At 33.5% G+C, this 9,592-nt stretch carries 12 protein-coding genes; 2 read left to right on the plus strand and 10 right to left on the minus strand.

Features of this window, described 5'->3' with window-relative positions:
* From D0T84_RS22655 to D0T84_RS19920, 5 genes are all read right to left on the minus strand, one after another.
* Positions 1 to 263 (minus strand): hypothetical protein (locus D0T84_RS22655; RefSeq protein ID WP_370525460.1); only part of this gene is annotated, 263 nt, incomplete at its 3' end.
* Between the two features lie 532 nt (positions 264 to 795).
* A complete protein-coding gene (locus D0T84_RS19905; RefSeq protein WP_163309601.1) occupies positions 796 to 1,113 on the minus strand; it encodes a hypothetical protein in 318 nt (105 codons plus the stop codon).
* On the minus strand, positions 1,114 to 1,347 hold the full coding sequence (locus D0T84_RS19910) for a type II toxin-antitoxin system prevent-host-death family antitoxin (RefSeq protein WP_163309602.1): 234 nt from the start codon (positions 1,345 to 1,347) through the stop codon (positions 1,114 to 1,116). It lies immediately after the preceding gene.
* Between the two features lie 242 nt (positions 1,348 to 1,589).
* Positions 1,590 to 3,119: a hypothetical protein gene (locus D0T84_RS19915; protein ID WP_163309603.1), complete on the minus strand. Its 1,530-nt coding sequence runs from the start codon at positions 3,117 to 3,119 to the stop codon at positions 1,590 to 1,592.
* Positions 3,120 to 3,121: 2 nt separating this feature from the next.
* A complete protein-coding gene (locus D0T84_RS19920; protein WP_163309604.1) occupies positions 3,122 to 3,493 on the minus strand; it encodes a helix-turn-helix domain-containing protein in 372 nt (123 codons plus the stop codon).
* Positions 3,494 to 3,734: 241 nt separating this feature from the next.
* On the opposite strand from D0T84_RS19920, the gene D0T84_RS19925 reads away from it, so the two are divergent.
* Positions 3,735 to 4,349, plus strand: coding sequence for a hypothetical protein (locus D0T84_RS19925; protein WP_163309605.1), 615 nt, complete (start codon positions 3,735 to 3,737; stop codon positions 4,347 to 4,349).
* Between the two features lie 46 nt (positions 4,350 to 4,395).
* On the opposite strand, the gene D0T84_RS19930 is transcribed toward D0T84_RS19925, so the two are convergent.
* The 5 genes from D0T84_RS19930 to D0T84_RS19950 form a co-directional block, all read right to left on the minus strand.
* On the minus strand, positions 4,396 to 4,986 hold the full coding sequence (locus D0T84_RS19930) for a hypothetical protein (RefSeq protein ID WP_163309606.1): 591 nt from the start codon (positions 4,984 to 4,986) through the stop codon (positions 4,396 to 4,398).
* Between the two features lie 67 nt (positions 4,987 to 5,053).
* Positions 5,054 to 5,266: a hypothetical protein gene (locus tag D0T84_RS19935; RefSeq protein ID WP_163309607.1), complete on the minus strand. Its 213-nt coding sequence runs from the start codon at positions 5,264 to 5,266 to the stop codon at positions 5,054 to 5,056.
* A 61-nt stretch (positions 5,267 to 5,327) separates the two neighbouring features.
* On the minus strand, positions 5,328 to 6,068 hold the full coding sequence (locus D0T84_RS19940) for a hypothetical protein (RefSeq protein ID WP_163309608.1): 741 nt from the start codon (positions 6,066 to 6,068) through the stop codon (positions 5,328 to 5,330).
* A gap of 24 nt (positions 6,069 to 6,092) precedes the next feature.
* Complete coding sequence (locus D0T84_RS19945) at positions 6,093 to 6,782, minus strand: hypothetical protein (protein ID WP_163309609.1); 690 nt, start codon at positions 6,780 to 6,782, stop codon at positions 6,093 to 6,095.
* A 335-nt stretch (positions 6,783 to 7,117) separates the two neighbouring features.
* Positions 7,118 to 8,149, minus strand: a complete 1,032-nt coding sequence (locus D0T84_RS19950; RefSeq protein ID WP_163309610.1) for a hypothetical protein — start codon at positions 8,147 to 8,149, stop codon at positions 7,118 to 7,120.
* Between the two features lie 404 nt (positions 8,150 to 8,553).
* Between D0T84_RS19950 and D0T84_RS19955 the strand changes: the two genes are divergently transcribed.
* Positions 8,554 to 9,471, plus strand: coding sequence for a YafY family protein (locus D0T84_RS19955; protein WP_163309611.1), 918 nt, complete (start codon positions 8,554 to 8,556; stop codon positions 9,469 to 9,471).
* The last annotated feature ends 121 nt before the right edge of the window (positions 9,472 to 9,592 follow it).

A 9,592-nucleotide genomic window follows, 5' to 3' on the forward strand; every position in this document is an offset into this window, starting at 1 on the left:
TCTTTTATCTTCTGCATGGAAATAAGCGTAAAATTAAAATCCTGAAAATTGAATATATTCTCGAAATTTATTCTAAAATATTGTTCACAGTACCGAGAAAAACGAGCAAGTTGCAAGAAATTTATTTTACCTTTAATGCCTAAATAAAACATTAGCAGGTGGAATATAAAATTTTTTCTTGTCTGCTTGATATTTGAAAAAATATCTGAACTTAAAGTATTAAGTATAAATGCATTAGCATTTGGATATTCGTTGGTTGTCATTACTTTATAGATTTTGGTCAATCTACTAAGATATTGATAATCAGCGAACTATCCAAGTTATTTAATGCTTATTTTGTTGAAAATCAATCAATTATATCTATTTATAACGAACTATTGATGTAAAAATGAGTAATATATTCGAATAACATTCACTATCAAAGAAAGTGAATATTTTTCTTTTTAACAATCAAAATTATCTTTAAATCTTAAAAAAAGAAAAGGCAATATTTCACATGGTTAAACTTTGTTATTCGTCCTGTTTCCACCTAAAAGAAAAAGCACCTATGAAATATATTCATAAGTGCTTGATTTTCAAAATGTGGTCCCACCTGGGCTTGAACCAGGGACCCCCTGATTATGAGTCGCAATTTGGTCATTTTCAGCGATTTACTTTTGTTTTCATATAGTCGAGGGGTTGTTGGTTTTCAAGCATTTATAGGAAATATCATTATCTTTTATTGCCATTTCTTTTCTTTGGTTCTCGAAAGCTGTGTGCAATTCGGGTGCAACACACATTTGGAGGTATTGACAGCTAAAAATATTGTGCACAATTATGATTATTACCAATGTAGAAAATCATATATGTATCTTCTTGCTTTTGGAAAAATACATACCATGATGTATTGCTGTTCCTTTTATAAACAACATACGACAGCTCATGTCCGTATTTATCGAAATACTTTGGTGCCGGTTTCTTAACTTTTCTATCTATGGACGATTCTACCTGTTCAAATATCCAATCCACATAGTCGTATGCAAACGACTTAAAACCAAAATACTCCTTGTCATAGAGTATATCGACTAGTTCATTCAAATATTCAGCTACATTCTTGTGATAAACTACTTTCATTTACTTAGAAAATAATTTATCAATGTGTTGATGTACTCGTTCTTTGATTTGTTCTCCGGTTACAAAGTCTTCGGACAATACTTGTGTATTGATATATATATCGGACGACTTTACGGGAGTAATTGCATAAGCCTTGTCACGTCCTCTTTGAACAATGATTTGTTCGCCTTTATCGGCTCTATCCATATATTCAGCCTGTTTATCTCTGAATTCTCTGCTACTTATTACTAACATAATATTAAAAATTAATGCGTATCAAACTGGTACGGTATTGGTACAAATATAGTAAATAATTATTGAAGATAGAATCACTGAGTTGTAATATTCTCATAAATGATAAACGATTCGCTTCAAAAGCATTAAAGGATTGACGTCGGCAAAACGAGTCAATCCTTTATACCTATCCGTAAGATTAAAAGAGTGAATATATTATTGATTTTACAATAGTTATGAATACTCTAATATCCTTACTACCCTCACATATCATCTTCAGCCCAATTTTTGTCCCACATAATCCAATCATCATAGTCATCATCTGTCATATAACGTCCTTCTATTCTTCCAGGATTAACATCCCATTCTTTATCATCATATATTCTCTGTTCTTCTCTCTCAATGATTTCTTTATAATCATCATCCCAATCGTCATCCCAAGCATCATATAAAAGATTATTTTCTTCTATAGTCTTTTTGTCTTTGTATATATTCTCGAATTTGATTGTTTCGTTAGTATATTTGATTGTTTCGCTAATACATTTAACTCTTACATTTCCGCTATAGAATATGCTGTTTATTCTTTCTACAAAATTTTTCCGCTCTTTTGTTTCCATGTGGAAGTATAGCTTACTAAGTAATCGTCCTATGCATCTTATTGGTAAATACCAAAAAAGATAATCAATATATTCAGCTAAAGAATGCTTCGGAGTTATCAAGTAATTCTCTTCATTTTTTAAATCATCAACAAGGTTTTGTGCTGTATATTCAGGATGAACATCTTGTATTGATTTCAAAATTAGCCACTTAATCCTGTTTTGCATCACATCATCTATGAGTTCGCAATTTAATTCCTTCTCAATCTTTTCTTCATTGAATTCAGTATTATCGTTTTCATCGTAAAGATAAACAGAATCGAAATCACCCTCGAACTCTTCATCATAGTCCTCACTAGTATAAGTATCGCCAGCATCTTCTAAGCCTGCTGCTAGGTCAATTATAGGACTATTCGGTAAAGGCGGTGTTTCTGTCTTGGGTTCTAATTTTCGTTCGTGATAACCTTTAAGGCATGTTGAGCCTATATGGAATAATCTATTAATTCGATACATATCTAATTGCTGTCTGCCTTGTTCTATTTCATCGAGACTATAGACTCCCCTTATATCATATTTTTCGATTATTTGATCCAGAGATGTTAAATCAGTTTTTCTTGTTAGGAAATTTTTTCTTTGTTGGATAATAGATTGGATTTCATCTACAGGATGGCTACTTGCATAAGCAAATATTCTATCAAACTTATCGAAAGCATCTTTATTATCATAATTCGTAAATCTGAGGAGTTTTATATAAGCATTATCTCTAGTTTCTTTATAATCGTTGTCTGTCCATGCAAATTTTATTACTTTAAGAAAATCATATCCATTTTGGTCAATAATTTTGTTTTTCAACAGGTAATCTAAAGTCGCTATATTAGTCCCCAGATTGCGGTCATCAGACGATAGACGTCTTATGTCTTTTTCTATTAACTGGCTTTCAAATATATCAAAATACATTTCAGCACATCGATTACAGATTTCTAATGTATTATGATTAAGTTTGTTCTTTATAACTGTAACATGTTTGATGGCTCTAGCACTATCAAGACATGTTTTATACAGTTTTGTTATATAATAAATCGCGAAAAACACCCATTCTTTTATTGCTTCATCCCAGTTACCGGACTCACTTTTTTCTATTAATTTTTTCATAAATAGTTCATCCGGGTTTTCTTTGGTACGTTTCTTTTTGCCCATAATTAGTTCTTTTTTTTATTGGTTAATGTATTTTTCTTTAATGCTGATTTTGCAACAGGAGATAGTCCTTTTGGGGCCTGGTTATCTATTTGTGCATGAACCCAAATATCAATATCCTTACGGCTAAATATTAGATTACGATTAAATTTTCGGAATGGGATACCACCTGAACTGCAACCACTTGTCAGTTTGTATATCTTACTTTCTGATATTTCTATGTCGTAACATAGTTTCAGATAATCAATAAGGCTAGGTATATTCATATACTCTTTAGGCTTTGCCTCGCCTTTACCATGTAATTCCTCTTCCATTATTCTTAATTTTTCTAAAATTAACTTGATGCAATCAAACAGATTATAGTAATTTACTTCCATGTTATTTGTTTTTTTAGACCATGCAAAGTAAAGTCAAATAATTCACATAATAAACTGATGTACAGTATTATATATTGTGATTCCCTAGATATTTTTTAGAGCAAAATCAGACAAAAAGAGACAATCAATGACAATTAACAACAAAATACATTTGAAGTATTTCCGTTAAGATAGTTTAACTGTTCAGTTATTAGGTTAAACCACCAAATTTCTTTCGGAATTCTAACTTTGCAGAAAAAACATGGCACAAAAGAGTATTATCCCTACTACCCAGCAAAAAGAAAAACTGAAAGAATTATTAGAGAAAAAGATTGAAGATAGTAGAGAACCAGATTTTGACTATTCCATTGAGATAGAATCAGAAGCTGATTGTAGAATTATTATAGAGGGGCTGCAAGATTTCTGTTCTTCTGAAGAAGACAAGCGTAGAGTTCCTGAACCAATAACCTTTAAACGACTATTAAATACTAAGTATGAGAGAGGTTTTAATAAGAATTTCTTGAACTTGCTTTGTAGGTATCTAGGCTATAAGGGTTGGAACCATTTTTCTGGTATTCCTGAGGATTTGATACATCCCGATAAATTTGATAATAGAAATATCCTAAGAGGAACAAAATTCTCCATTGGTATTGAAGATGTGTATGCTGTATTAGAATGCGTGAGTGACTATTTTGAATATAAAGTTATCAGAGGGCAAAATATAAGGAGAAATTCAGATAGTGAATCTTTCTTAACGCCTGGCTTCACTCTAGTTTGCAAAAAAGATGAACAACCTTATATTAAATTGAAAGATGTAGATGGAGGCTATTTTAAGCAACATGATATAGATGATAATGATGTCTATTGTTATCTGTAAAGTAAAAAATGCAGCCCTAAATAAGCTGCATTTTTTATCGTTCTTTCTATAACATTTCAAAATCAATCTCTACTAGATTCACATCTGGGTAACCACAATCAATCAATTCCGGCATCGTACAAAACGACTTTTGAGGCTGTACAACTCTCTCTATCATGGAATCGACTTCGTGTAGAATTTCTTTAAGGCTAGGCTTGTACGATTGGATAATAGAATTCATGTACTGGCAATACGGTGAAGAATTGGTAATTGTGCCGGGACGAAAGAGGTAAAAAACTTTCTTTAACCGCTCTTTGTAATGTAGTAACTCTATCATGAGACTCATGAGACTTTGTTTATGAGGGCGGAAGACTGTTACATTCCATTCTTTTTTTATAAAGTCTTCTACCTGTTTGGTTAAATCTGCATACTGTTCAAGCGGCCTGTCCCTGATGAAATCGCCATCAATGAATGATTGTGGAGAAATACCAACACCACAGAAAGCAGTTATCATAGCTTCTATTTGCTGCAACCGAATAAGACGTGGTGGATTATCTTTGAATTCTTCTTGAGACCAATCGTAAAAGCTAGAGGTAAGTCCCAGAAGGTCTACAATTTTGTCTGTCAGGTCGTTTAGAAAAAAGATTGATTTTTCCATTGTTATAGTTTTAAATTGATGAATATATTTATTAGTACATACATCAATAAGCATTCTGTATTTTTAACTACTTCTTCACTGGTTTAGACTCCACTCCAAAATCACGATAACTACCCTTAGGCTTAGCTCCCGGATAATTTGCCTTTATCCAACCTTCAATAGCCTCATAGCGTTTACTTCCTGTAAACATCTGCATCTGCGTCTTATCCATAATTACAACTCTGTTTATTGTTTTCGGGCCGTTACACTGAATAGTACCCTTAATCCTTACTTCATACATCTGTTCTCCTTTAGAGTCCTTTGAAGAGCTCCCAAATAACAATTTTAATAATCCCATATTCTTAGTCTATATTTATGTCCTTAGTTATATTCGCATTTATAGGTAAAAAGCTTATCCGATTCTCTTTAATGAGAACCCTAGCCGCTTTAAGAGCTTCGGTTGAAGGTTTTTCTTCTTCTGCAAGTACATCTTGATTCCAGTCCATTATACGGTTAGGATTGTACAATTCTATACATATCGCTTTTATTAAGTCTTTTACCTGTTTTACGATAGGATGAGAATCATCTCGTTTGTCTGTCAGGAAAGTACAATGGCAAGGTATCAAACAATAATTCCATAATAAGCTAAAGTATAATGGATTGTCGGTTTTACTCCAGATATGAGCAATCGTGTAATTAACAACAGTGCTCAAACTTCCACTACTAACTTTATGTTGAGTGTATTTAGATATTGCTTGTTTCGGATAATAATTGCCATCACGGTCAAAACATACTCTTATCTTGGTTTCACGATGGAATAAAGCATTTTCTTCGTCATTTGTAAAGCGGATAGCCTCCGATTTGTTTTTGAAACTCGGTGTCGTTGTTTTTACTTTGTGTTGAAGGAAGAATGAGCCGTTTGAATTATATCGTACAGGAATAGCCTTTCCTAAACGAACTTGTTGTCTTATATCCAAAGCTTGGTCACGAACCATAGCCTTATCGAAAAATAAGATATTGTGTATTACATGGTCAATAAATTCTTGTTCGCCAGAGAATAATCCTCTTAGAACATTAATGCCGTCTATTAGTTTTGATTCCATATTTGATTGATTTTATTGTAGTTTTTAATTCTTTGTAGTCAGATTGAGTAATGATTTAGCAAGGTTTGTTCCATCTCCGATTGTTTTAATGGCCGGATGGATATTCGATAGAGCATCCATTGTTTCTTTCAGTCCGGCAACAGCAATACTAACACTATCTGCATCCATTTTAGTTGTAATAAGAGTATCATGTATTTGGATATGAGGTTCAAAACATGGAACACCGTTTACATACAATTGGTATTTATACCCTATTTTGACTGTTTGTTTTTTGAAAATAGTACCTTCCTCAACATCTTCTTTCCACGGATATATTTGTACTTCCCAGCCCTGTACCTTGCTAGCATCGGTTTGACCTTTTTTGTATCCGGTATCATATCCATTGTTATATTCTTCTTTCAGATGTTCTGCCCTTTTGAAAATATGCTCGTATTCAGATAGTTTCTGATTCTCTTTTTTGAGCATTTCCTGATGGGTTGTATTCAGTTTCTCGAAACTATTTATCACGGACTGAAAATCTTTCATTATTTTGTCTGAATATTCAGTCAACTCTTTGCCTATTTCGCTTATTTGTGTATTTTGCTGAAATGATTGTTTCTCAAGAGATTCAATATTTTTAACTAGCGAAATAGTACTACTCTTGCTTTTTATCAAAAGCCCCATAATAAGGAATATATTAATGATTCCCACAATAATTAAAAAGATACTTGTCATGTTTTGTGATGTATTATCTCTTTGGTTCCTAAGAGAAAGGTTATTAAATGCGGAAAGCGTGGAACCATTAACTCATTTTATCTAGCCGGTTCTGGTAAACCTCAGGTCTAAAATAAGCAACAGCCCACGCCTATACGGGCATGAGAGCAATCAACTTATTCTCGACCTACTAAATTTACCAGATTCGCTAGAGAGAAATAAGTCAAACACTTTCGATGTTTGAATACTAATATGTTACGCGGTTATTGCTAACCGACATGACAAATATAGTTATTATTCGTAACATCATCAAGTATCTATTGCTCTTGTATGGGCTGTTGTATTTTGATGTTTACTTACTCTACAACTTCGTATACAAACTCCCCTATCTTTTTGTTACTATTGCCTTTATCATATACGATAACCGGATAGCCATCTTCATCATAGTCAAATTTGTATAAATCTTCAAGCGTACCATCCTCTGTTAATGTTATCATATTATTTTTACCGGCATATATATCGAAGTTTTCATTAGCATCATAGACCCAATACCATACAGGAAGTCCCTGATTTGATAAATAGGAATACTTATCATCATAGGTATAAGTATACACATACGTCCCATCTTCGATAGACTTAGTTATATTACCAGAAACATCATATTCGTATTCAGTTACATCTGACTGACTTTCTTTTTTTACAAGTAATCCTTTATCGTTCAGAGTTAGTGTTATTGTTTCATTATCCTCTCCATCATAGAAAGTTTCGTGTACAAGTATAGTCTGTGCATTTTTATATTCAAAGACTTTATCTGATTGTTTCGCTTTGGTTTTATAGTTAGTTTCATTTACAGATAATAACTTTCCGTCAGTATCATAAACGAACTTATATTCATAAGTATCACCATCAGACATTTTTTCAAGCATAGTTTCTAACCTGCCATCCTTGTAACTATATTCAAATATTTCATCTTCATCATTAAATGAAAAATCTCGTTTTATAATACGTTTCTTAACGACACTTTCTTCGGCATTATCAAAATACATCTTACCGATAACATATTCTTCTCTTGACTGTTTAAGAATAATGTTATTTTCCCCTGATACTGACGGAGCAATAAAACTTATACCTGTTGTTGTTACTGAGGTAATTTCAGCTTTGACATCATTATTTGCCGTACTTTTAGTTAGTGCTCTGAGCCAGATTTCACTTGATTGGGTAAAACCATTCCCCTTGATTGTTACAGTTTCTCCTGATTTTACAGGACTATCCGCACTCGATTGTGGAACTTCAATGTTTGTTACAGGATTTTCGGAGTTATCATCATCGTCACTTGAACAAGCGATAAACCCAATACACAGAGCCATGATAAGCAGTAATTTCTTCATAAATTTTCTTTTATAGTTTGTCCTTCCCGGTTCCAAAAGAAGAAGTTATTAAATGCAGAAAGCGTGGAACCATTAACTTACTTCATCAGGACGGCTCTGGTAAGCCTTGAGACTAAAATAAGCAACAGCCCACGCCTATACGGGCATGAGAGCAATTACTTATTCCTCGTCTCATTAAAATTTACCAGATTTTCCTGAGAGAAACAAGCCAAACACTTTCAATGTTTGAATTCTAATGTGTCCGCCAATTATTGCTAACTGACAAGGCAAATATAGCTATTATTCACAACATTTCAAGTATTTCTGCTCCCTGATGGGCTGTTGTATCTGCAAAATAAGTTTTTGTTAGCGCCATTGTATGACGCTTTAAATGATTATTTTTGATTTCTAAATAAATATAGCCTATGCCACGTATTCACCACCTGCAACGAAACTTATTGATTATCTCCAAGATAAGAAACACACCTTATGTAAGCTTTGCCGAACTTACCGCCCACCTTGAAAGAGAACTGATGTTCCGGGGAATATACGATACCGGACTATCCCGCAGAACGATACAACGAGACATTCAGAATATAAGGACTGATTTCAGTATAGATATAGAATATTGTCGTCGTAATCAGGGATATTACATTGCTGATAGTGATATTCGTTCAGATATAGACCGCTTTCTGGACTCATTCGATATCCTTAGTTCACTCAATACTGAGACAGGTATACCTGACTTTGTACTGGCCGAAAAACATCGTCCAATGGGAACACAATACCTTTATCCGCTTATCCATGCCATTAAAAACTCGTTCCGCATCACTTTTTCGTACCAGAAATTCGGTTCTGAACAGTCCTCATTCCGAGAACTTGAACCATACGCCGTAAAGGAGTGTCGGGGTAGATGGTATGTTATCGGTAGCACAAGGGGCCTGAATGACTTGAAGACATACGGTCTTGATAGAATAAAAAACCTTATTATTAGTGATGAAATATTTCCTAAAGACGATGCGATAGATGTATCTGAGAAGTTCCGGTATAGTTTCGGAATCTATTCGTCCGATGAATACCCTGTTGAAGATGTTATACTATCTTTTGACGCAAGTGATGGCAGTTACCTGAAATCCTTGCCCCTGCATCATAGTCAGGAAATAATAACGGATAATAAGGATGGATTTGTTATCAAGTTACGGTTAAAGATAACCGCAGACTTTGTTATGGAAATCATGTCCCGTAGCTGGTCTTTGAAAGTCATAGAACCGTTGTCACTACGGGAACAGATATATTCCATTTGTAAGTCTGCACTTGAAAGGAACGATATTACAAGCTATTGATACAATAGTTCGTTATAAAAACAGCTTTTTTTAAGCGGCAATAGTCCCATATTGTTTTAGTTCATTAATTATCCGCTTATTTTTTTTAGAGTTTGGGTTCATTCCTAACTTTTCAAAAAAT

The sequence above is a fragment of the Dysgonomonas sp. 521 genome (assembly GCF_010501055.1).
In the GTDB taxonomy this organism is placed as follows: domain Bacteria; phylum Bacteroidota; class Bacteroidia; order Bacteroidales; family Dysgonomonadaceae; genus Dysgonomonas.